Origin of the sequence: Nocardia rosealba (assembly GCF_020216065.1) — a bacterium.
GTDB lineage: Bacteria > Actinomycetota > Actinomycetes > Mycobacteriales > Mycobacteriaceae > Nocardia > Nocardia rosealba.
Genome location: NZ_JAIWNA010000009.1, coordinates 24,943 through 48,387, shown reverse-complemented (window position 1 = coordinate 48,387; position 23,445 = coordinate 24,943). Strand labels below are relative to the sequence as shown.

At 63.8% G+C, this 23,445-nt stretch carries 15 protein-coding genes; 10 read left to right on the top strand and 5 right to left on the bottom strand.

Going from position 1 to position 23,445, the window contains the following annotated elements; translation table 11 throughout:
• Nucleotides 1-23: 23 nt before the first annotated feature.
• The 4 genes from LDL21_RS26155 to LDL21_RS26140 are packed head-to-tail and all read right to left on the bottom strand — an operon-like array spanning nt 24 to nt 2,530.
• The gene (locus LDL21_RS26155; protein ID WP_225282154.1) at nt 24-395 is read right to left on the bottom strand and encodes a YbaB/EbfC family nucleoid-associated protein; all 372 of its coding nucleotides are present in this window, start codon (nt 393-395) and stop codon (nt 24-26) included.
• 10 nt (nt 396-405) lie between these two features.
• Nucleotides 406-855: a hypothetical protein gene (locus LDL21_RS26150; RefSeq protein WP_157105112.1), complete on the bottom strand. Its 450-nt coding sequence runs from the start codon at nt 853-855 to the stop codon at nt 406-408.
• Complete coding sequence (locus LDL21_RS26145; RefSeq protein ID WP_225282153.1) at nt 852-2,204, bottom strand: hypothetical protein; 1,353 nt, start codon at nt 2,202-2,204, stop codon at nt 852-854. Before LDL21_RS26145 ends, LDL21_RS26150 begins: the two co-directional genes overlap by 4 nt.
• Complete coding sequence (locus LDL21_RS26140; RefSeq protein ID WP_225282152.1) at nt 2,204-2,530, bottom strand: hypothetical protein; 327 nt, start codon at nt 2,528-2,530, stop codon at nt 2,204-2,206. Before LDL21_RS26140 ends, LDL21_RS26145 begins: the two co-directional genes overlap by 1 nt.
• A gap of 250 nt (nt 2,531-2,780) precedes the next feature.
• On the opposite strand from LDL21_RS26140, the gene LDL21_RS26135 reads away from it, so the two are divergent.
• The 6 genes from LDL21_RS26135 to LDL21_RS26110 all read left to right on the top strand — a co-directional run bounded on the left by LDL21_RS26135 (nt 2,781) and on the right by LDL21_RS26110 (nt 10,735).
• Complete coding sequence (locus tag LDL21_RS26135; protein WP_225282151.1) at nt 2,781-4,370, top strand: ATP-dependent nuclease; 1,590 nt, start codon at nt 2,781-2,783, stop codon at nt 4,368-4,370.
• Nucleotides 4,371-4,452: 82 nt separating this feature from the next.
• Nucleotides 4,453-6,540, top strand: coding sequence for a UvrD-helicase domain-containing protein (locus LDL21_RS26130; RefSeq protein WP_225282150.1), 2,088 nt, complete (start codon nt 4,453-4,455; stop codon nt 6,538-6,540).
• A gap of 176 nt (nt 6,541-6,716) precedes the next feature.
• A complete protein-coding gene (locus LDL21_RS26125; RefSeq protein WP_225282149.1) occupies nt 6,717-7,082 on the top strand; it encodes a DUF732 domain-containing protein in 366 nt (121 codons plus the stop codon).
• 251 nt (nt 7,083-7,333) lie between these two features.
• Nucleotides 7,334-7,831 (top strand): hypothetical protein, encoded by a 498-nt coding sequence (locus tag LDL21_RS26120; RefSeq protein ID WP_225282148.1) that lies wholly within the window; start codon nt 7,334-7,336, stop codon nt 7,829-7,831.
• A gap of 25 nt (nt 7,832-7,856) precedes the next feature.
• Complete coding sequence (locus LDL21_RS26115) at nt 7,857-8,438, top strand: hypothetical protein (protein ID WP_225282147.1); 582 nt, start codon at nt 7,857-7,859, stop codon at nt 8,436-8,438.
• Nucleotides 8,435-10,735 carry an AAA family ATPase gene (locus LDL21_RS26110; protein WP_225282146.1) on the top strand — a complete coding sequence of 767 codons (2,301 nt, stop codon included), beginning with the start codon at nt 8,435-8,437 and terminating at the stop codon, nt 10,733-10,735. The genes LDL21_RS26115 and LDL21_RS26110 overlap by 4 nt, the downstream gene beginning before the upstream one ends.
• Nucleotides 10,736-10,811: 76 nt before the next feature.
• Here the strand turns inward: LDL21_RS26110 and LDL21_RS26105 are convergent, their stop codons facing one another.
• Nucleotides 10,812-11,141, bottom strand: coding sequence for a hypothetical protein (locus LDL21_RS26105; protein WP_225282145.1), 330 nt, complete (start codon nt 11,139-11,141; stop codon nt 10,812-10,814).
• A gap of 287 nt (nt 11,142-11,428) precedes the next feature.
• Here LDL21_RS26105 and LDL21_RS26100 point away from each other — a divergent pair, with 287 nt between their 5' ends.
• The 4 genes from LDL21_RS26100 to LDL21_RS26085 are packed head-to-tail and all read left to right on the top strand — an operon-like array spanning nt 11,429 to nt 23,428.
• Nucleotides 11,429-17,758 carry a DEAD/DEAH box helicase gene (locus LDL21_RS26100; RefSeq protein ID WP_225282144.1) on the top strand — a complete coding sequence of 2,110 codons (6,330 nt, stop codon included), beginning with the start codon at nt 11,429-11,431 and terminating at the stop codon, nt 17,756-17,758.
• Nucleotides 17,758-19,950, top strand: coding sequence for a 3'-5' exonuclease (locus LDL21_RS26095; protein WP_225282143.1), 2,193 nt, complete (start codon nt 17,758-17,760; stop codon nt 19,948-19,950). Before LDL21_RS26100 ends, LDL21_RS26095 begins: the two co-directional genes overlap by 1 nt.
• A 35-nt stretch (nt 19,951-19,985) precedes the next feature.
• Nucleotides 19,986-21,194: an HIRAN domain-containing protein gene (locus tag LDL21_RS26090; RefSeq protein WP_225282142.1), complete on the top strand. Its 1,209-nt coding sequence runs from the start codon at nt 19,986-19,988 to the stop codon at nt 21,192-21,194.
• Complete coding sequence (locus LDL21_RS26085) at nt 21,194-23,428, top strand: 3'-5' exonuclease (protein ID WP_225282141.1); 2,235 nt, start codon at nt 21,194-21,196, stop codon at nt 23,426-23,428. The genes LDL21_RS26090 and LDL21_RS26085 overlap by 1 nt, the downstream gene beginning before the upstream one ends.
• The last annotated feature ends 17 nt before the right edge of the window (nt 23,429-23,445 follow it).

The window sequence follows — 23,445 nt, the reverse complement described above, 5'->3', positions numbered from 1 at the left end:
CCACAAGGTGCCTACGCTCTCGATCAGCGCCACCCACGACGGTTTTGCTCCTCGAAGTAACGATCCTCGTCTTCCTCGGTCCACGTTGGTTCAGGACTTTTCGAGTACGCGCGCACAAATGCCGAGACCGATTCGAATTGGGGGTCAGCCGTGATCTCGCGGGTCGCTTCTGCGATCCTCGGTTGCTGGTCCGCGACGGCTGCGCCGTACGCAGCGATGATCGCATCGGTGGTGTCCAGATCAAGCCCTGGAACGAACACGTCGAGAAGTTTGTTGTTTGCGTCGACAACAACTCGAACCTTCCCAGAGGTGCCCACGCCGCGAATCTCGGCCAACACCTCTTGGGCTCGGCGAACCTTTAATCCGAGTTGGTCCTCGCTCCCTGGCACACTCATTGCTCCTCCTTCAGTCCACTGTGTCGATGAGGAGCGTCTGCCCATCAGCTTGTAAGTACACGCTGGACTTCCATCCATTCACGCTGAATGCAGAATTTATTTCAGGGCCGGACACATAACTCACCGATGGCACACTCGGTTCCAGCGCGGGCTCGAACGGCTTCGGTTGCGAGGAGGAGAGGTTGAACTTCGATCGCATCTCGTCGGCAATCTCGGGTCGCAACTCTACGACAGCTTGGATCCAGTAGGTAGTCGGGCCAGGCACACGACCCTCCTCGTTGTTCCAAGTGATCCAGCTGACCGATACGGGTTCATCTATCAACGGGAACCGCTTCGTCAGCGGCTCTTGGTCATGACGAACCTCGGCGGAGGGCTCAGATGATTCCGAGGCCGGTGAGCTACAACCCATTGCAGCCAAGAGCATCGCCGCCAGAAGCGGAATGAGGTATCGTGCAGTCATTTCCGCGGCCTTCCCGATTCGTCGTTGTTCTCGACCGGCGTTCGGGGTCCACTAGAGTCACGGTTGTCTACTCGATCTTCTCGCCCCGGATTACGCTCTGTCACGGATGTTTCCGACACGGTCGCAGTCGACGGAGGTTGACCAAGCTCCCATGACACGGTCCTCGTCACCTTGCCATTGGTCTCGAAATCGTGAGCCCATCCCAGCTCTGCAAATCTACCATTCTCATTATCGGATGCTCCGGTCGCCAGGTCCTCAGCACCTTGATTGAAATTGTAGTAGTCCATCGCTTCGACCGTTACATCCATTACCACACGGTCGCCTTCCACCCGCACATTGGAATGACTCCATTGCTGATAGGCCCCGATCGTCTTCTGCCAATTCTCAGTGGCCGGATAGTCTCCCCCAGCGCCCCCGATGTCTGCCGCAGTGCCGGTCATTTGAAAGTTGGTGTTTCCCTCGCGCGCAAGAGCATCAGCTGCCATCGCAGCACGAGTGATCTCGCTGTCTACCGCCGCTTTGATGTTCGGGTCCTCACGGTATGCCTCCTCGTAGTCGAATTCGAACGGTGTGCCGCCACCTTCCCAGTAGTGGCGGTAAGCTGCAGTAGAGTCATCCAAGTCCGAGCGGCCCAACTCCCCACCATTCAACATCGCTTTCCATTTGGCCGCTGAAATATAGTCGCCGATCCCCGGCGTTGCCGAGCCAGGAACGAACCCTTGGTCGGTCGATAGATGTGGAGTCTCAGGCAGCCCAATCTTGTACGTCTGACCATCCACTACTATCGTCGGTGGTTCAGGGATAGGGGCTGCCGGTGATTTTGCCAACACTTGCAGAGCGCTTACCTCAATTTGGATCGCCTGTACGGCGCCCAACTCGGCCAGGCCAAAGTCGTGAAGCAGTTCCTTGATGCGCGTCTGATATCCGGCGGCTTGGCCATCAAGTCGCATCTGCAGGATTAACGTCGTGGTATCCGTAGCACTGCCCGGCACCGTCGGAGCGGTGACAGTGCCGTCGTCGGAAACCGTCATCCCCGCCTGCGGAACCTCATCGTCGACGATCCGGAGCAACGCGGCACGAATACCTTCCATATTGCCGCCGAAGCTTTTATAGTGGCCGACCAGCCGCGTGGTTACCTCATCGATGTTAGTGGCAGACAGCTTGTCCGCTACAGCACGTCCAGACGCCGCGGCAGCGGCGTCACCTTGCCATCCGTCCATCGCCGAGTCGACATCGCGCTCAACCTGCTCAGCAACCTGTGCGAAGAACGTGTTCTGCGCAGCCAGGTGCGAGCCATAAGTCACCATACTGAGCGGCTGACAGGCGCGAACATGGCTAATCGTCGCCATCACTGTCCGCTCTCGAGAGCACGGACTTGATCGGCAAACCACCCATCGACATTCTCATATGAATTAGCGGCGACATGCGTGACCTCAGCCATATGCCTGATATTCGACGATAGAGCACGGTATGCACCGAGCACCGCCTGCTTGGCGGCAGCCTCGACCTGAACAATAGGAGACCCCGGCATGATCAGTTCGAGCGAAATATCTATTCCATCGATCGCGGTCGCATGCGCCTCGAGCGCTGTGCTCATCGTACTCAGCGCGGCGATATCCGCCTGCAACATCTCTGTCAATTCGCCCCCAAGAGACAGGTTGTACTTGGCCGACACGATAGCATCCGGTTGTCCACCGGACACTCGCGCCGAAGGACGGCGGATACCAGCTCTGGTGAACAGCAGTATGACCACTGCAATGTCGACGCCGACGCTCAGGCCCACCTGTGCGGTGACGCAGCATCGCTGTAACCCGCAACCCTGGTGCACGCCGTTCGTCCACCTCCTTGCGCTCAGCTAGAGTCGCTGTCCGACAACATCTTTCGACGCCTCGAGAGTCTGCCGAAGATTCGGTCGATCAACGGCGGTGGTGATCGCGGTATCATCCTCAGGGGTCGGGGCGCGGCTGCGTCCAGGTGACGAGCTGGGGGTGGTTCGGGTGATCAACGCAGGCAACCGGTTTCGCAGCGAGATCCGGCATGGGACCATTCAGGAGCTCGCGGGCAAGGTGGCCAAGGAGAGCTATGGGCAGTATCTGCGCAAGCTCACGCTCGCAAAGGTTCGTGGCTTCAGCAACATCGAGGTGAGTTTCGACTTCCCGGTTACCGCGGTTGTCGGGCCCAACGGTGGCGGCAAGTCGACCATCCTCGGCGCTGCCGGCCTTCCCTACAGCTCGGTGCCGCCGAGCCGGTTCTTCGCCAAGAGCGGCAAGTACGACGACAGCATGCAGAACTGGTCGATCGAGTACCAGCTCATCGAGAAGGGGCTGAATCGGAAGCTTCCGGTCCTGCGAACGGCGAGTTTCAAACGCCTCAAGTGGAATCGGACCGCGGTCGACCGGAGGGTCCTCATCTTCGGGGTGGAGCGGACGGTCCCCGCCAGTGAACGGCAGAACCTACGGCGAGCCGTTGGCAGTGCCTTCGAAGCCGTTCGTGAGACCTGCCTTCCTGATCACGTCATCGATCAAGCCGAGAAGGTGCTCGCCAAACCGTTGGCCGGCTTCCGGCAGCTCTTCCTCGATGACATCGATCGGCTGAGCATCTTCTCCGGCGTCACCGCGCAGGGCGACGGCTATTCCGAGTTCCACTTCGGCGCCGGCGAGGCCAGCGTCATCAGAATCATCGCGGAAGTCGAAGCCGCAGAGGAGAACAGCCTCATCCTGATCGAAGAGATCGAGAACGGGCTGCATCCGGTGGCAACACAACGGATGGTCGAATATCTGATCGATGTCGCCCACCGCCGCAAGTGCCAGGTGGTGTTCACCACCCACTCCAACGATGCCTTGGCTCCGCTACCGCCGGAGGCCATCTGGGCTGCGCTCGGTGATCGGGTGATCCAAGGCAAGCTCGATGTGCGATCGCTTCGTGCCATTACCGGGCAGGTCGAAGCGGACGTGGTGGTCTTCGTCGAGGACCAGTTCGCCCGGGACCTGGTGGCGACCGCGTTGCGCAGGGACGGCGGCGTGGAACTGGACATGATCGAGATCCATGCGATGAGCGGCGCCGCGGTAGCGAAGAACGCTACCCTGCACCACAATTCGATTCCCACGACGTGGCAGCCGGCGCTCTGCTTTCTGGACGGCGACCAAGGCGAGCTGGCCGACGAGGACAAACAGATTCATCTCCTGCCGGGAAATTCGGATCCGGAACGCACCGTTCTCGACGACATCTGTTCCAACCTGGATGAGCTCGCGGCCAAACTGACACTGTCGCTGCGACTGCCGTTGGATCGACAGCAGCAGGTCGTCTCAGTGATTCGCACCCGCAGGACCACGAACCGCGACGTACACCTGATCTTTCAACAGATCGGCGAAGACCTCGGATTCTTGTCGGCGCACGACGTCGCGCATGCCTTCCTTGCCTTGTGGGCGAACGAGTTTCCCGAGCCGACCAAGATGATCGTCGATCTGATCCGCCAGGCACAGCAGCGCGGGCGACCGACTCCGGCATCGGCGTGACCGGGCGGGTGCGATAGTGGCGAGGATCGTCCTCACCTCCACCGCTGCGGCACAATCACACGCCCCGGCACTCAGGCGACGGGTGTTCGACCTGCTGTCGCTGTTCCAGGGCGATCTACACGACGAACCATGGACCGAGCGGGTGCCGGGCGCGAAGGATTCGCGGGTGCGCACTGCGTACGTGGACGGCACGCATCGCGCTGTGGTTTTCCGCGTCGACCCAGAGGGTGGTGAGACCACCTACATCTATATGGGCACGTGGGCAGCGAACGAAGCCCGCCGACAGGCGACCAGAGCGACCTTGCGGGTGAATCCGGTGTCCGGCGCCCTGGAGGGTACGGTCGGCCAACTGCCGCTCGTGAGCGACCGACCAAGAACCCCCGCTCACCCTCTACTCGAACGTGCCGGGCACTCGCCGGCCGAACTCGCCGCCTATCTGGGACTCGATCGCACAGTCATCGAACGCGCCTACCTCATCACCGATCGCACCGAATACTTTCGGTTCGCCGGGGAGGTCACCGCGAAGCTGGGGTGGCAAGGCCAAGCGTTGCTGCAGCTCCTCGACGGGGCGTCGCCGGAACTGATCCGCGAGCAGCTGGAACTGCACACGCCGCCCGAGACAGCCGCGGACGAGGATGACCGGATCATCGCGGCCCTCGACCGCCCCGCTTCCCGCCTGCTGTTCACCTATGCCGACGATTCAGCCGAGTTGCGCCGTGTGATCGACAGCGGCGATGCCAACGCGTGGCGGACGTTCTTGCATCCGGAACAACGACGCTATGCCGAGCAGAGCTATCCCGGCTCGTTCCGCGTCTCGGGTGGGTCCGGCACCGGCAAGTCGGTGATTCTGGTCCATCGGGCACGTAATCTCATCCGTCGCAACCCGGATGCGCGCGTGGTGCTGACGACTTTCACCAAGGAACTGGCGACTATTCTCGAACAGAACCTGCGCGTCCTCGACCCGGATGTCGCCTTCGCAACGAAGCTCGGGCAACCGGGAATCTATGTCGGCGGCATCGACAGCCTCGCCGTCCAGGTCTTGCAACAAAGCTCAGCAGAAGTCGAAGTGGCGTCACAGGATGTTCTGGGCCACCGGAAGTTCCAATGGCGAGGGCATCGACCGGACCGTTACGTCTGGCCACGGATCGCCGCCGAGGTCGACCATCACCTGCCGCCGCATCTGACCACACCGTGGTTCTTGGAGAACGAATACGTCGCGGTAGTACTTGCACGACGCATCCGAACGGTCCGCGAATACGCCACGGTGGAACGGCGCGGACGCCGGATCCGGCTGGACAGAGCAATGAGGGTCGCGCTCTGGAAAATCTTCGACGCTTACCGGACGTTCTGCGCCAGGTTCGACTGGTACAGCTATCAAGAGGTCGCGGCCGTGGCTGGGCGTCACCTCACGCATGCTGCCGCTGCAGGTGAGGCCGCACTCGCGGACCACGTACTGGTGGATGAGGGCCAGGACCTGCACGCGGTCCATTGGCGATTCGTCCGCGCGCTCGTCGACGAAGGTCCCGATGACATCTTCATCGCCGACGACCCCCACCAGCGCATCTTCAACGAACGAATTGCGCTGTCGGATCACAATATTGCGCTCAGCGGGCGATCACGTCGACTGACGTTGAACTACCGGACCACAGCCGAGAACCTCGATTTCGCCCTCGGCTTCCTGCTGGGCAGCGAGTTCCGGGACCTCGAAGACCGGATCGAGCCGGGGTCCGGCTACCGATCTGCCCGTCTCGGCCCCGAACCGAGCCTCGTGCCGTGCACCAACGAGAGGACGATGCTGAAATGCGTCGTCGACACGGTGCGCGAATGGCAGCGGTCGGGCACATCGGTGACCACAATCGCGGTACTCACCTTCGACAACGGTACGGCTAGCACGATCCGGTCCCGCCTCAGGGCTGCGGATTGCCCGGTCGACAATGACCAGTGCGGCGATTCGCGGATGCCGGTTGCAGTCCGGACGATGTCCGGCGCCAAAGGTCTCGAGTACACGAACGTGATCGTCGCCGGCGTCGACCCGAGCCGGCCGCCCATAGCCGCACTCGACCAGCAAGGCTCCCCCTACGAAACCGCGGACGCGAAGCAGCGTGCCAAGGCGCTTGCCTACGTCGCGGCCACGCGCGCACGGGATCGGCTTGCATTCATCTGGCATTGAGAGCCGTTAACGCGATGGCAAGGTTTCACGGCATCCTCTGATTGACATAGCTTTCAGTCTGCCGTAGCTTGGACGACATCATCACAAGGTAGCTACTGGATCAGCCAGAACCCCAGAGCTCCAACACTTTCCGTCGCCATCTCGGCGCCGCCCCATCGCCTTATCAGAGGGAACCCATGCGTCACTCACGTGTCATCTCCGCCCTGCTCGCTGCGGGCACCGTCACCGCCGTCACCGCACTCGCCCCGCAAGTTGGGGCGAAGCCGGCGAGCGGCTCGTCCAGCGGCTCGTCGGAAACCTGCGCAGCACGCAGCAACGCGGATCGAATGTTCCTGCGGCGTGCAGATTTCGACGACGAACCGTGCCGAACCCAAGACGCCGCAATCCGGTTGGCGTTGTCCAACTGCCAGTGGCTGGCTACTCATGGGCACAGCGCGTCCAAGCACATCGAATTGGCGGAGATCAACCGCGCCTCAGTGCGCTACCCGTACACCTTCCTCGACGCCGCGGTCACCAGCTACTGTCCGCAATACGACATCTGATCCACTCGATCCACAGCCCGCCCCGGCGGTGGCTGCATCACGGAATCGCCTAGAACACAAGACATTTCAGCCTTCTGCTGCCACACTGTTCGCCGTGCCGGCAGCTCCGATTCGCTGTCAGTTCGAGACGATCCCGCTTGTCGTCGCTACGCCGTTCACTCGGTCCACACCTCGCCGCTTCCGAATGAAGAAAGCCACATCACTTGAACTCGCCATCGTTGCCCCTTCCTCCACGCCGCAGGAACCTTCAGATGCTGAAGACCGCCATGTCGGCGCTGACTCCCGGCAAGCCTGCCGCCGCGACGTTCCGGTCCGAGCTCTACGGGACTTTCAGCGTGCACGGCGCGGTGGTTCGTTCCGGCGCGAACGGCGGCCTGCTGATCGGTGGCCATGCCCTCGATACGGCCTCGTCGACGCTCAACCCGGTGCCGGATCTGCTGGAGCTGATCGCCGACGCCTCAGACGTCGCTGATCCACCTACAGGATTGGCGTCCGCATTGGCCGAGCTGACCCACGGGGATCCGGTGGTCGGGTATTTCCAGGAACCTGCCTACGGCGTGTACACGGTGACAGGCTTCGCGGTAGATGCGCCGGTACACGGCGGTTTTCTGGTGGGCGCACGGATTCTGACATCCCGCTCCGGCCGGATGCCCGGTGTGTATCTCGTTGCACTCCAACGGTTTACGGATACGAACGCCGGCCCCGGTCCGGCCCGGATCACACGCTGGCCCGACACCGTCAACGATTGACCCGAGAGCTGTAGCAAGGAGAATGATGTTGGGTTTCGCCGTAGTCGATCGGCATCCGCCGTACGAGTTCACCGCGATATGGCTGACCGATCGCACTACCGACGATTTCGTGCGCAATACCAACGCTGTCATCATTCCGCACGATGACCCCGACCACGACAAGAAGGTCCGCTCACTCACGTGGGGTCGTGCAGTGGTTCTCACTGAAGGTACCGACCCACCGCTGGCATTCTCGCACGCGCTCCGGATCGAAGCGTTCGACGATCTGATCCGACAGACCGCTGACCAGCAGGAGCGGATCTGCGCGGCGATCACGGACTATTCTCGACGCAAACGCACCAAACTGGTCGTTCCCAGTTTCCTCCCGGTGCCCGAGATCGGTACACCTGAGCGCGACGAACCGCACTATCGCGCGCTGTGGGTCGCCGATTACATCGGCGCAGTGTGGTCGGCTTGGCTGTTCACCGAGGAGCAGCGTGTGCGCCGAACGACTTCTCCGAAAAGCCGGGAAACACCATGGATCATGCCGGCGGACCTGAACAGCCCGACTATCGCCGACTTTCCCGCGGACTTCGCCGAGCGAGTGAAACCCGAGACCGTGCCATGAGTAGTCAGCCGACCGTGGCGTCGCTCACCATCACGCCGGAGTTCGCCGAAGGACTTCACCGCTTGGAAAGTGGGGAAAACCTGTTCCTCACCGGCCGTGCGGGCACCGGCAAATCGACGCTGATCCGCGCGTTCCTCGCTACGACGAACCGTAATGTCGTGGTCGCGGCACCAACGGGAATCGCCGCGCTCAATGTCGGTGGCTACACCATCCACCGGTTGTTCTCGTTCTGGGCGGGCACAACCGTCGACGATGTCCGTTCGAGCGACTACTTCCCTGGCCGCTTCGCGAAAACCCTGGCCAGACTCGACACGCTGATTCTCGACGAAGCATCAATGATCCGGGCCGACCTGTTCGACTGCCTCGCCGTTGCGCTCGAACGATTCGGGCCCAAGCGGGGCAGGCCCTTCGGCGGTGTGCAATTGGTGTTGGTAGGCGATCTGTTCCAGCTTTCGCCTGTGGTCAGCGAAGGCGAGAAGGACTACTTCACGCAGCGCTACACCTCGCCGTACTTCTTCTCAGCCGACCACTACGTTCACGAGCAGTTCCCAGTCGTCGAACTGAGAACCGTCTTCCGGCAGGTCGGGGACACCCGTTTGGTCGAAATCCTCAACGAGGTCCGAGACGGCGCCCTGTCGGGAACTGCTCGAGCAGAGCTGAACAATCGAACCAATCCGGACTTCGAACCGCCGGTGGACGAATACTGGCTGACTCTGGCCACGACCAACCGGATCGCCGAGACGCGCAACCGGGCGATGCTCGCACGTGTTCCCGGTCGAGAACTCACCCATCGCGCCACCACATCCGGCGACATCGACGGCTTCGACCGACCCGCCGCGGAGGTGATCACCTACAAGGTCGGCGCTCAGATCATGCTGCTGACCAATGATCCAGCCGATCGCTGGGTGAACGGGACCATCGGGCGGATCACCGGTTATCGCACCGAGCACGGCTCCCCGGTCGTGACCATCGACCTGCCCGACGGCAGTCGGGTCGATACACGACCGCACCTGTGGGAGATCACGCGACCAGAAGTCGTCGACGGCGCCCTCCGGCATCAGGTCGTCGGCACATATAGGCAGCTGCCGTTCCAGCTGGCCTGGTCGATCACGATCCACAAGAGCCAAGGACAAACCCTGGACCGGCTCGTCGTCGATCTCAGCGGCGGCACCTTCGCCGATGGTCAGCTCTATGTCGCACTCAGCCGGTGCACGTCGATGGAGGGGCTGGTCCTCAAACGCGATGTCCTGCCCAAGGATTTGAAAACCGATATCCGCATCCGCCGTTTCCTCGCCGCCAGCCGCACGACGTCCACTTCACGCGGAAATGTCTATCTAGGGATCTGCACTGTCGGCGACGAAGGGCGGATGTGGCGGCCGCGCCCGATCGAGATCGCGTTGGTCACGGACGACGGAATCGAACTCAGCACCCTGGTCAATCCCCTCCGCGACCTCGGTGACGCCCGCCTCACATATGGAATCACCGCCGGCGACGTCGCACTGGCACCCACCCTCGACCAAGCCTGGGCAGCACTGGCTCCGGATCTGTCCGGCCGATGCCCGGTCGGACTCGACATCGACAATCAGTTACGCAACCTCGACTACGAGCTCAAGCGCCTGGGCGTGGTTGTGCCGATGCCGCTGGGCATATCTCTCGATGTGGCCGACTTGTCGGAGTCCGAGATCGCCGGCCTCCAAGCTCCGAGCGCAGTCGCCCGTGCACGGGCCACACGAGCGCTCGTCACTCGCGTAGCGTCAGCGATTCGCACCGAGGGCGAGGTTTTCACCACCCCGAACGATGGATTCGGGTACACGCTCGAACGGGGAGGAACGCCCGACTGCTTCCAGCCGGGTGGCATGACGCCCGCCGCGTCGACGCCTGAAGCTGCGCTCGCCGAATTGCTCCGCCACAACCTTCCCCGCATTCAGCTCGACGAGCAGACATACGCTCGACTGGCCGACCTCGGTCAGGCTCTCGGTCACCCCATTCTCGGCGACGAATCCCGCCGTCACAGCGTGTCGATAGCCGACATCCTCACGGCCGGCGCGCGAATCTGCTTCACCGGTTCGGTGATCGATGACGCCGGTACCCAGTGGAGTCGCACCGACATGGAACAACTGGCGGCCAGGTGCGGTCTCGTCCCGGTGCCGAGCGTGACGAAGAAGCGATGCGACGCGCTGATCGCGGCCGAAGCCGGGACAACGTCCGGCAAAGGCCGCAAGGCCACCGAATTCGGCAAACCGATTTTCACTGCGGATCAGTTCCTTGCCTGGACCACGGCTGCCACGACTTCCTGACCAATGGAGTCTTCCGATCCCACGCCCCGGGCCGGCCTTCGGACACTGAGGCCGCGACCACGAAACCCGCTGTCAGTCAGGGAGATAGCGGATCGGGATGGGGATGTCGGATGATGAGTCCGCCCTCGAGGATCCCGCTCCACGGTGTGGTGATCGAATGGACGGAGTCGACCGCCCTGAACAGCATGTAGCGCAGCATATTTCGGCTCTCCATGCCCGGCCGCTCCGCTGGAAGGTCCACCTCGAACAACCGCTGCAGTCCTTCGAAATGAGCGCGGCGATCATCCTTGCCGGGGAGGTTCTTGCGGCGTAAGTCGAGGATTGCGTCCAAGTACGATTCGATGAGCTGTCGCTGACCGAAGACTGCCGGTGGGGGTGGGGCGAAATCGTAGTGGTCGAACGACATTCGGCAGATCCCTTCGAGGCGCACAGGCTCCGATCCGGAGACCCGCGGTGCAGATACGACGAAACCGTAAGCCGAAGGGAAAACATTGTCAACCAACAAATAGTTGGTGTACGTTTACCGGCAACGGGTGTTCGAGATCATCATCCGCAGTCAGCGAGCCGGCCGACCGCGATCGAGAAATCCCGAATCCCGTAATCAACTAGCATCCGAACCCGATAGTTCCAGATGAACACAGGTCGACACCCGACCGAACCGCATGCCGGTCACGCACGATGAGGAGCACACACGTGGGGGCGCTGCTTCCGACACTGCAGGCCGAACGGCTGAGGGAAGGGTTGACCGACTACCTGACCACCACCTTCGCGCTGACCGATCCGGATACCCAGGGTGCGCTGACCGACTTCATCGGTGATCCCGCGGACGGACTTTTCAAGGGTCCGTATGTGCGCTTGCGGCTGCCTTTCGCCCCGGCGCGCGGCAACTGGGGCATGCACCTGGACTGGTGGCCGAAGTATTTCGAACCATACGGTCATCAGGCCGCCGCGTTCGAACGGCTGTCGACGAAGTTTCAACGCCGACCCCTGCCCACTCTGGTCACCACGGGCACCGGGTCCGGTAAGACCGAGTCGTTCCTCATTCCCATCCTCGACCACGTGCTGCGGGCCAAGAAGGCAGGCGTGGTCGGGATGAAGGCTTTGATCATCTATCCGATGAATGCCCTGGCCAACGACCAGGAGCAACGACTGGCGAAGATGATCACCGAGCATTCGGAGTTGTCCGGTATTACGGCCGGTCTCTACACCGGTGAGCAATCCTCCGGCGGCCGCACGATGGTGTCGGAGGCGGGGCTGATCACCGATCGCCGGCTGATGCACGATTCGCCGCCCGACATCTTGCTCACCAACTACAAGATGCTCGACCACATGCTGCTGCGGCCGGACCGGGCGGCGATGTGGCGGCAGTCGGCGGACTCGCTGCAGTACGTGGTGCTCGACGAGTTCCACACCTACGACGGTGCGCAGGGCACGGATGTGGCGATGCTGCTGCGACGGCTCGGTCTGACCGTCAAATCACACTGGAACGCCGGTTCCCCTGTCACAGAAGCAGATCGGGCGCGGCCCCTCGGGAAGATCACGCCGGTTGCCACCTCCGCGACATTGGGGTCCAAAGGATCGCCGACGTCGATGCTCGACTTCGCGAAAACCGTTTTCGGTGAGACGTTCACACCCGAGACCCTGATCGGCGAAACGCGGCTCGATACCGAGGACTGGCTCGCGCAGCGCCGTCGCGACCTGGATCGCACATTCTCACCAGTCGAGCCGGTGATCGATCAGGCCCTTGCCGAACTCGACCGCACCACAGCACAAACCGTGACGAACAAGCGACTCACTGCGGCGGTACTCGCCACGCTGTTCCGGCACACCTCCGACATCGACGACACCCACGAGCGGATCACCGCGAGCCTGCACAAGCTCGACGAATCCGAGATGCTCGATCTGATCAAACGGCACGGAACCTTCGCGCGGGTCCTGCGTAATGCGGTCGACGCCATCTCGACCGCGAAATTGGCCGCCACCGTTCTGCCCGCCCAGACCGGCGAACGCGACCTCACCCGTGGCCTCGCGAACCGCGAGCGCTACGTCGGCTACCTGCTCGCAGCGCTCTCGCACGTGCGCGCCGAGGTCGGCCGGTCGGCACTGAATGTCGATGTGCACCTGTGGCTTCGGGAGCTGTCCCGGATCGATCGTGCGGCCGCGGTGACCCCGCAGTTCCGCTGGCCGGACGACGGAAAACTCGACGGAACCACCGTCGACTACTATCCCTCGCTCTACTGCCGGCATTGCGGTCGGTCGGGCTGGGGTGTTCGGCTGGGACCGACCGGCCACACCTTGGATGCCGGTGACGAAGACGTGCGCAGCTACCACGCGACCGGTGGTCCACGGTTCCGAGCGCTGATCTCCGCGCCCGCCGAGGCCGAAATCGACACTCTGGTCGAGGGATTGCGCTGGTTCCGCGTCGACGACCGGGAGATCGTCGACGAACGACCCGATGCCGACAGCGATGAGGTACTCGACGGGCGGGTGCTGCCTGTCTTGTTCCTGAGCGGCCCTGAGGCGGACGAGAATTCGCGTAGGGACGTGTGCCCGGCGTGTGGTGCCGACGACGGCATCCGCTTCCTCGGCAGCGCGATCGCCACCCAGTTGTCGGTGGCGCTGTCGAACCTGTTCGGTGACGCGAAACTGGCCGACGGCGAAAAGAAGGCCCTCGTCTTCACCGACAGCGTCCAAGACGCCGCCCACCGTGCCGGTTTCGTCCAGGCCAGGTCGCACACCCTCAGCCTCCGCTCGACCCTGCGGAATGCCCTGGGCGACAAGGTGAGTGGCGAGCAGATGCTCACCCTCGCCGAGCTCTGCGATGCGGTACTCGACCGGGCAGGTGAGGACGCGCGACGGCGCTATCACCTCCTCGCGCCCGACATCGTCGAGCGTGACGAGTTCGCTACGTTCTGGGACCCCGACAGCACCGCCCAGGCTCGACGGAAGGCGGCCAGGACTGTTGCCCGGCGCCTGCAATTCGATATCGACCTCGAGTTCGGCCTGCAGTCTCGCCTCGGTCGTACGCTCGAGCTCACCGGCAGTGTGGTGTCGGAGGTGGATCTCGGTTCTCCCCGGCGCGTTGCGCAGCTGGGCGCCGACGCGCTGAAGCGAACAGAACATCAGCTCGCCTTTTCCGAGCCCGACGAGGCCGCGGTGACCCAGTGGGTTCGTGGTGTCGCCGAACGCATGCGCACCCGTGGCGCGATCGCCCACGATTGGTTGACGAAATACGTTCAACGCGACGCGAACCGACGCTGGGTGTGGGGTGGCCGCCCCAAAGGCCAGGGCATGCCCGCCTTCCCCAAGGGACGCCCCGCACCGGCCTTCCCGGCGCTCGGCGGCCGGACCATCCCTGACGGCTTCGACCCGATCACCGTCTCCGCCTCGTGGTACGCCCGCTGGGCTTCGCGCTGCCTGAACGTCTCGCCCATCGAGGGTGGATCACTGGCACGCGCGCTGTTCGAAGTGTTCGCCGAAGAACGCGTGGTGATCACCGAGAACACCGAGAAGTCGCTGACTGCTTATCTTTTGACGCACGACTCGGTCCTGGTGGGTATCCCCGACCCGGCCGGGCTCACCGGAATGCGGTACCTGCTCGTCTGCGATGTCTGCCAGACGCCCACGCCGGGCAGCGCGGCCGTCGTCGACCAGCTCGACGGTGCTCCCTGCCTGTTGACCCGATGCCCGGGCAGGCTGGCACGGGCCGCCAAACACAACAACTTCTACCGCGACCTCTACGACAACTCGGAGATGAAGCGGGTGGTCGCGCGTGAACACACCTCCTTGCTTCCCACCGCGACACGGCTCGAGTACGAGAACAAATTCAAGGCCACGGCCAGCGATCCCACCGCACCGAACGTGCTGGTCGCGACGCCGACTTTGGAGATGGGTATCGACATCGGCGACCTGTCGACGGTGATGCTGGGCTCCATGCCGCGAACGGTGTCGTCGTATCTCCAGCGAGTCGGCCGCGCAGGACGCCTCACGGGTAACTCACTCGCGCTCGCCTTCGTCCGCGGACGCGGCGAGCACCTGCCGAAACTCGGTGACCCGACGTCGGTGATCCAAGGGGAGGTGCGTCCCCCGGCAACCTTCCTCACCGCGGAGGAAATCCTGCAGCGCCAGTACATCGCGCACATCATCGACCGGCTCGCGCGGCGTGCGGGAGCCGAAGATCCCGGCAACGCGACCAACGTGCTGTCGAGTTTCGACTCCGGTACCTGGATGGGCACCCTCATCGAGACCGCTGACGACGACGCCGACCTGTTGGTCGACGAATTCCTCGGGCAGTTCGGCGATCTGCTCCGGACGGAAACCGCAGCGAACCTCCGCGACTGGGCGACCCCGCCCGGGCTCGGCGAGCACAGCGGACTCGGTGCATTGCTGCGCGACGCCGTGCATCGCTGGAATCGAGATGTGAACGAGTTGCGGCACCGGCGAACGGCAGTGGACGCGGCCATTCCCGACTTCGAACAGCGTGCCAACTCCCCTGCCGCCACCGACGACGACAAGCGTGATTTGCGCACGGCCCGAGGCACGTTGCGTCTGTTGTCGAAGTCGATCAGCGCGCTGACAACCGAACATTGGGTCGGCGTTCTCGAACGCTATGGCGTGCTGCCCAACTACACGCTGCTCGACGACGCGGTGCTGCTGGATGTCGGCATCACCTGGATCGATCCCGACACCAATCAATACGCCGAGGACACAGCGAGTTACCAGCGCGGCTCTCGGGTCGCACTCACCGAGCTGGCTCCTGGCGCGACCTTCTACGCGCAGGGGCTGGCCGTGGAAATCGACGCGATCGATCTCGGCGCGGGCGAATCCGCGATTCAGATCTGGCGGCTGTGCCCGTCCTGCGGCTGGGCAGGCATCACCCACACCGCAGACCCGACACCCCCACCGAATCAGTGCCCTCGATGCCACACCAGCGCAATCGCGGACGTCAGCCAACAGCTTCAAGTGGTAGAGATGGCCAAGGTGTCCGCCGAGGTGCGACGCGACGAGGCGGCGATCAACGACATCCGTGACGAACGGCGCAAGGAATCGTTCACGGTCCTGGCCGCAGCCGATATCGACCCCGACAACGTCACCAAACGGTGGTTCGTCGCCGAGCAGGACTTCGGCGCGGAGTACTTGCGGCGCATGGACATTCGCTGGCTGAACATGGGCAGGCGAAACTCGCAGGGCGGCAAGCGAACCATTGCGGGCAACACGACCACAGGTTCGCTGTTCCGCGTGTGTTCCGGTTGCGGGCAGCTCGACAAGGTAGCGGGCAGGAACGAGCCACATGAGCACCGCAGCTGGTGCCGGTATCGCAAAGCCGATGACGAGAAGCACGTTCGCGAGATCGCGCTGGCTCGGACACTACGCACCCAGGCTGTGCTGCTGCACCTGCCGAGCTGGCTCGAATACGACTCGTTCGCCCATCCGAGCCTCAGCGCTGCGATCCTGCTCGGCCTGCGACAGGTGATCGGTGGCTCCCCGGAACATCTCGATGTCGCCGCGATCACCGACGCCCTCCACAACCCGAACCAGCGGGCCCTGCTCATCCACGACACCGTGCCCGGTGGCACCGGCTATCTGGCCGACTTCGCCAACCCACGTCAAGTGTGGGAGGTACTTGCGGCGGCACGCACAGTGGTCAAGAACTGCGACTGCACCGACCGGCTCGCCTGCCACAAATGCCTGCTGCCGTTCGCACCGCCACGGGAACTCGACAAGGTTTCCCGGATCACGGCAGCCAAGGTGCTCGATGATCTGCTCGCATGCCGCGACGGCGAACCGGACGCGAAAAGCTGGCTGGACTCGGTCACCGAAGAAACCCCGGTACCGAAAGGCAGCGCCGAGTCGCCGTTGGAACGCGAGTTCTACCGCGCGTTCACCGAGCGACTCACCACCATGGGCGCCACGGTCACCGAAAAACCGGGCACCTACGGCCCGACCGCAACGATCAAACTGCCCGGCACCAAGATCCGGACCTGGCAGCTCGAGCCACAAGTGCTGATGGGCAACAGCCAACCCGACTTCCAGCTGCGCACCAGCGATCCCGATATCCCGCTCATCGCCGTATTCGCCGACGGTCGCCGCTACCACGCGACACCCGAGCACAACCGAGTGGCCGACGACGCCCACAAACGTGAGATCCTGCGCTCCGGCGGCGTGGTGGTCTGGTCGTTCTCCCACGATGATCTCGAGCGCTTTCGAGCCGCGCGGACGGAAAAGCCGACCTGGTTCACCGAAAAGCTGGAAGGCCCGACCCGCAAACACGGCAACTTGAAGCCGAAACTGTTCAAGTTGCTGCATGCCGACCCGATCACCCAGCTGATCGAGTACATGCTCGAGCCTGAACGCGAGCCATGGGAAGCAGTGGGGCGATGGCTTCCGCTGATGTTCCTCCTCAACGGCCGCCACCAGGGCGACGCCGACGCCATCGCGAGCTGGGCGCTCGACCTCATCGACGGGACCGCTTCGACTCCGGCGGACGGCGAGTACAACTGCTGGTCCTACAGCGACGGCCCGTTGACCATCACCGCCGCCACGAACAAGGGCATGAAGACGCTGGACGCGGTGCTCGCGCTCGATGACCGGGACGAGAAGCTCGAACTCGACGGCGGTCGCGCGTGGAAAGAGTGGTTGCGCTTGGCCAACTGGTTCGGACTTGCCGACCACGTGATCACCACCCGAACCCTGCTCCAGGCGAACTCCACCGTCCCGGAGCGGGGACCGGACGCAGGCAGCGCCGAGCTCACGCCCGACTGGCAGGTGCTCTACGACGACACCGTTTCCGATGCCGAACGCGAACTCGTCCTCGCTCTGGCCGCGGCAGGCGTCCCGGTGCCGGTGCTCGGTGTGGAGACCGACCGTGGTGACGTGATCGACATGGGCTGGCCCGACGTCCGCCTCGGAGTTCTCCTCGCGGAGCCCGAGGCGGCCAATACGATGACCGAACAAGGCTGGACGATCTGCCCAGCCGATCCGGCGGAACTCGTCCGAGCACTGCAAACGAACGGGGTGATGTGATGGCGCACGTCATCATGACCAAGACCAGCGGGTCCGCGGACGAGCTCGAAGGTGCGATCAAACGGCGCGCGCACGATTTCCTCTACAGCGTGCAGGACGACGAACCTGCCGCGTCCACGCTCATCGAGGAAGTTCCCGGAGCCACGGACGAGCGCGTGCGGCTCGGACGAATCGGCCTGGGGCACAGTGCGATTCTGTTCTACGTAGCGCCCGCGGGTGGGGAGGGATCCTACGTCTACATGGGTGCGTGGCCGGACGCTACCGCCGCCGAGCTCGCACCCCGGGCGGGACTGAAGGTGAACCCGGTCAACGGCGTCCTCGAGCTCATCATCGCCGACACCGAAGAACCTGCGCCGACCCAGCAGCCGAAACCGGCCGTGAAGCCCGGGTACCTCGCCGACGTCGGCTTCACCACCACCCAGCTCACCGACGACCTCGGCTTGGACGCGAACCTCGCCGAACGAGTGCTTGCGGCTTCCGACGACCATGTGATCAACGAGATCGCCGCGGAGATCGATGGGTGGCAGGGGGACGCGGTCCTCGAATTGGCCTGTGGCACAAGCATCGACGAGATTCGCGCCAAGCTCCGACTCACGGAGAATCCGGTCGACCCGACCCTCGGCGAGGACGAGCAGATCCTGCAGGCGCTCGAGCACCCGGCGTCGAAGATCCGGTTCGCCTACATCGGTGACAACACCGAGGAACTGCGTCGCGTGATCGAGGGCGGCAGTTTCGCCGCATGGCGCACCTTCCTGCATCCCGAACAACGTGCGTACGCGGAAAAGCGGTACAACGGCGCATTCCGGCTGTCGGGCGGCGCGGGAACCGGCAAGACCGTGGTGGCGTTGCACCGCGCGCGCAATCTCTGGCGGCGCAACCCGAATGCCCGCGTCATCCTCACCACCTTCAACCGGACGCTCGCGCGCCAGCTACAGGCCGATCTCGAGGCACTGGATCCGGGCGTGCGGATCGCGAGCAAGCCCGGCGAGGTCGGCATCTACATCGATGGTGTCGACAAGCTGGCCAGCGATGTACTGGCGCGGGCAGGCGATCTCGCCCCGATCTCCGCGACGGTTCTCGGGAGCGCGACGTCGCTGCCGCCTCGTCGCACCGATACCGGCAAGGTCTGGCGCGAGATCACCAGAACTGTTGAGACAGATCTGGATTCACGCCTGGTAACGCCCGGTTTTCTGGAGAGCGAGTACACCGCGGTGGTGCTCGCCAACAAAGTGACCACCGTCGCCGAGTACGCGAAGGTCGCGCGCGCCGGGCGTGGTGTACGGCTCAACCGTGCGCAGCGCATCGCCGTCTGGAAACTGATGGAGGCGTTCCGCCGCCGCAGCCGGATGGATGGAACCGTCAGCTTTCCCGAAGTGCTCGCGTTGGCGGCCGAATACCTGCGGCAGCGCAGCGCCGCAGGTGAATTCATTGCCGACCACGTCATCATCGACGAAGCCCAAGACCTGCACGCCACCCACTGGGCGATGCTGCGCGCTCTTGTCGCGGAGGGGCCGGACGACCTTTTCATCGCCGAGGACTCCCATCAGCGGATCTTCGGGCAACCGGTGGTGCTCGGTCGGCTCGGGGTGAAAATTGTCGGCCGCTCACGGCGGCTCACGTTGAATTACCGTACGACGGCACAGAATTTGCGGTTCGCCATCGACATCCTCTCCGGCGGCGAGTATCACGACCTCGAAGAGGCCGTGGAGTCCACGCACGGATATCGCAGTGCTCGAACCGGGCCCGAACCGATGCTGCTGGCCTGTGATTCGCTGGCAGCTGAGCTCGAGCAGGTCGCCGGGCGGGTTCGGCAGTGGCTCGACGGGGGCGAGGAGCCCTCGAACATCGCTGTGCTCACCCGGGGAAAGAACGACCGGAGCCAGTTCGTGCGCGCCCTCGGGGAACGCGGCATCGAAGCCCGGGTGCTCGACGACAACCCCGCCGGACCTGGGCATGTGCAGGTGCTGACCATGCACCGGTCCAAGGGTATGGAGTTCGCCAAGGTGATCCTGGCCGGAGTCGACGACGCGCACGTGCCCGCGAAATCTGTGCTGAACGAAGCACCGGAAGAGGAACGGGGCGAGGCCGAGCTACGGGAGCGGTCCCTGCTGTATGTGGCGGCTAGCCGCGCGCGCGACCAGCTGGTGGTGACATGGAACGGACGCCGTTCGGAACTGCTGGCGAACACCTGAATCGTCGAATACCACCTGCACACCCGGAGCAACAGATGAATCCCCCAGCGGCACCTCGCCAGCCCTACTCACTGTGGACGACCAGTCGTGGCTGGGCCGCGCAGGACGTCGTCGGCACCCAGTCGTATCTGCCGAATTTCCTCGGAATGCTCGGCGACGACTTCGATCCGCGCGGAACCGAAACCCGCCGCACGGTCGAGCTCGTACCGGAACCGGACAACCCGTACGACCGCAACGCTGTCGCGGTTCGCTTCGCGAACCAGACGATCGGCTACCTCCCGCGCGAGGACGCCATCCGCTACCACCGTCCGTTGCTCGAGTTGATGAACCGCGGGTACATCCCCGTCGCGCAGGGCCGGATATGGGCACGTGAGTACTCCGAGTGGGACGATCACGGGCGCGAGCAACGACGGCTCAGCACCGATGTCCATCTCTACGTGGCGAGCCCGGAAACGATGTTTCCGCTCAACGACCCACCGGTCGTGCCGTACACAATGCTGCCCGAGGGCAGCGCGGTACAGGTACTCAGGACCGGCGAGCACACCGATGTCCTGACCCGCTTCCACACCGATGGTGGCGAACGGCCTGTCATCGTCAGCCTGGTCGCCGTGGATCAGGCGAGCGCGCGTTCGACGAAACGGGTGGTCGAGGTGCGCATCGACGGTGACCGTGTCGGGCAGCTCTCCCCTGCCATGAGCGAGAAGTACCTCCCCGCGATCGACCATTTCGGCGCACGCGGATGGGTCACCGCCGCCCGGGCGATGCTCACTGCGTCGGCTGTTTCGGCCACGCTGTCCTTGCGCGCGCAAAAGGCTCATGAACTCTCCGGCGATGCGCTCACCGGGCCACCAGCCGTCGTGCCGCCACGTGGAGTGTCAGGGCCGGTTGCTCCGAGCACGCGGTCGGCGTCGGCGGTCGAAGTGCAGTCCGGTGTCACCGGCAACGGCAGCAAGATCACCGTGCGTGAGTCGGGCACCGAATCGCTGATCACCGTCACCATCGAATTCGCCAGGCCCCTCACCGCCTGGCAATCCAAAGTCGCGCAAAAGGTTCAGGCGACTGCTCAGCAGCTACTCGCGCGCGAGCAGCTCACCGCTCCGCCGGTCACCTTGACCAACCAGACGTTCGCAGCATCGGCGCCGCTGGCCATCGGGCAGGAATTCGTCGACGCGCTCATCGGCATCGACGACTCCGATTTCGGTGCGGCTCAGGAGTTCAACCAGCTGACCGAAGGGGCGCTGTAATGGCCAATGTTGTGCTGGCTCAGAACACGAAGTCGATGCCGAAGCTCGACGGATCGATCAAGGCCAAGGTCTACGACTACTTCAAAAAGGTCTGCGCGGACGACACCGCACCCGGCCTGCACATCGAGCCGTTGAAGGGCGCGGTCGACCCGCGGGTACGCACCGGACGGGTCGACCTCAACTACCGCGCCATCATGTTCCGCATCGACGACCGGTTCGGTGAGGCGACCTACATCTACCTCGGCACGTGGAAGCACGACGTGGCAAACAAGCTCGCCGAGAAGTCCACCCTGCGGGTGAATCCGATCAACGGCGTTCTCGAGGGGATCGTCGGCCAGCTCGACGGCAACGCCGACCGTAAGAAGCGGACCGTGATTCCCGACCCGGGCGGGGTGCTGGCGGCAGCGCTGGCGGCCGAACCAACGGCTGGATACCTTGCCAACGCCAGCTACACCCTCACCGAACTCACCGACCGCCTCGGCCTGGATGCCGAACTCGCCGCCCAGGTGCTGGCCGCCCCGGATCAGGACGCGGTCTTCGCGGTCGCGCAGACCACCGACGTAGCCTGGCAGCAGAACGCCGTGCTCGAATTGGCCGTCGGCCGGGCGATCGACGACATCCGCGACGCACTCGGTTTCACCGAGCAGCCGGTAGACCACTCCCTCGACGAGAACGAGCAGATCCTCGCAGCCCTGGAGCATCCCGCGACGAAGATGCAGTTCACCCTCGTCGACGACAACGACGAGCTGCGTCGTGTCATCGAAGAGGGCGATTTCAAAGCCTGGCGCACCTTCTTGCATCCCAATCAGCGCCGGTTCGTCGAGAAAGATCACCGCGGGGCGTTCCGGCTCTCGGGCGGAGCCGGTACCGGGAAAACGGTGGTCGCCCTGCACCGTGCGCGGCATCTCGCCGCCCGGAATCCCGGCGCCCGGATCGTTGTCACCACCTTCAACAAGACGCTGGCCAAGGCGATGCAGGACGACCTGCTCGCGCTCGATCCGAACATCACCATCGCGGCGAAGCCGGGCGATCCGGGCGTCTATGTAGCCGGCATCGATAGTCTTGCGTCAGCGATACTCAGCCGTCGCAAAGACCTCGATGCCGCGTTCGACGCGGTGTTCGGTCCTGGCACGCCCACTCGGATCGGAGTGCGCACCAATCCGGATGTCGGCTGGTCCGATGTCGTCGCGGGCAGCACATTGGATCCTCGACTGCTCCATGCGGGCTTCCTGTCGACCGAATACACCAGCGTGGTGCTCGGCAATCGGGTCACCATACTCGAGGAATACCTCAAAGTTCCTCGAGCCGGTCGCGGTGTGCGGTTGACCAGACAGCAGCGCGCCGCGGTGTGGAAGCTCGTCGAACAGTTCAGAAAACAGGGGCGGGCCGGCGGACGCATCAGCTTCCCCGAAATCCTCGCGGTCGCCGCCGCCTACTTGCAGTGGCACGCACAGACGACCGGTGAAACATTGGCCGACCACGTCATCGTCGACGAAGCGCAGGACCTTCATGCGACACATTGGGCGTTGCTGCGCGCACTGGTCGCCGAGGGACCCAACGACCTGTTCATCGCCGAGGACTCGCATCAGCGCATCTACGGCCAGCCGGTGGTGCTGAACCGGCTCGGCATCAATATCCGCGGCGGCCGGTCGAGCAAGCTCACGCTCAACTATCGAACCACCGCGCAGAACCTGCATTTCGCGGTGAGCATTCTCGCCGGTGCCGACTATCGCGACCTGGAGGAAGGGCAGGAGTCGACCGCTGGATACACCAGTGCTCGGCTCGGTCCGAACCCAGAGCTGATCGAATGCCGGTCGCTGATGGAGGAGTTGCAGACGATTGCCGATCGGGTCAAGGGCTGGCTCGCCGACGACGTGCCGCCGTCGAGCATCGCGGTGCTCACCCGTGGCGTGAGCGAACGGAACCTGATCGTGCGTGCGCTGGTCGAGCGCGATGTCGATGCCACCGTGCTCGATGCCGAGCCCGCCGGGGGCGAGCACGTGCAGGTACTCACGATGCACCGTTCCAAGGGCATGGAGTTTCGTTGCGTCGTGCTCGCGGGGGTCGATCGTGAGCATGTGCCGTCGCAGGCGCAGCTGCGGGGAATTCCCGAGGAGGAACAGGCCGAGGCGCAGCAGCGCGAACGTTCGCTGTTGTATGTGGCGGCCAGTCGTGCGCGCGACGAGCTGGTTGTCACCTGGAGCGGGCAGCAGTCGGAACTGCTCAATCGCTAGAGCGTCCGGGGCAGCGT

Coding starts and splice junctions, on each gene's coding strand:
- LDL21_RS26155 (WP_225282154.1), bottom strand. CDS start 395: ATGAGTGTGCCAGGGAGCGAGGACCAACTCGGATTAAAGGTTCGCCGA.
- LDL21_RS26150 (WP_157105112.1), bottom strand. CDS start 855: ATGACTGCACGATACCTCATTCCGCTTCTGGCGGCGATGCTCTTGGCT.
- LDL21_RS26145 (WP_225282153.1), bottom strand. CDS start 2,204: ATGGCGACGATTAGCCATGTTCGCGCCTGTCAGCCGCTCAGTATGGTG.
- LDL21_RS26125 (WP_225282149.1), top strand. CDS start 6,717: ATGCGTCACTCACGTGTCATCTCCGCCCTGCTCGCTGCGGGCACCGTC.
- LDL21_RS26120 (WP_225282148.1), top strand. CDS start 7,334: ATGCTGAAGACCGCCATGTCGGCGCTGACTCCCGGCAAGCCTGCCGCC.
- LDL21_RS26115 (WP_225282147.1), top strand. CDS start 7,857: ATGTTGGGTTTCGCCGTAGTCGATCGGCATCCGCCGTACGAGTTCACC.
- LDL21_RS26110 (WP_225282146.1), top strand. CDS start 8,435: ATGAGTAGTCAGCCGACCGTGGCGTCGCTCACCATCACGCCGGAGTTC.
- LDL21_RS26105 (WP_225282145.1), bottom strand. CDS start 11,141: ATGTCGTTCGACCACTACGATTTCGCCCCACCCCCACCGGCAGTCTTC.
- LDL21_RS26095 (WP_225282143.1), top strand. CDS start 17,758: ATGGCGCACGTCATCATGACCAAGACCAGCGGGTCCGCGGACGAGCTC.
- LDL21_RS26090 (WP_225282142.1), top strand. CDS start 19,986: ATGAATCCCCCAGCGGCACCTCGCCAGCCCTACTCACTGTGGACGACC.
- LDL21_RS26085 (WP_225282141.1), top strand. CDS start 21,194: ATGGCCAATGTTGTGCTGGCTCAGAACACGAAGTCGATGCCGAAGCTC.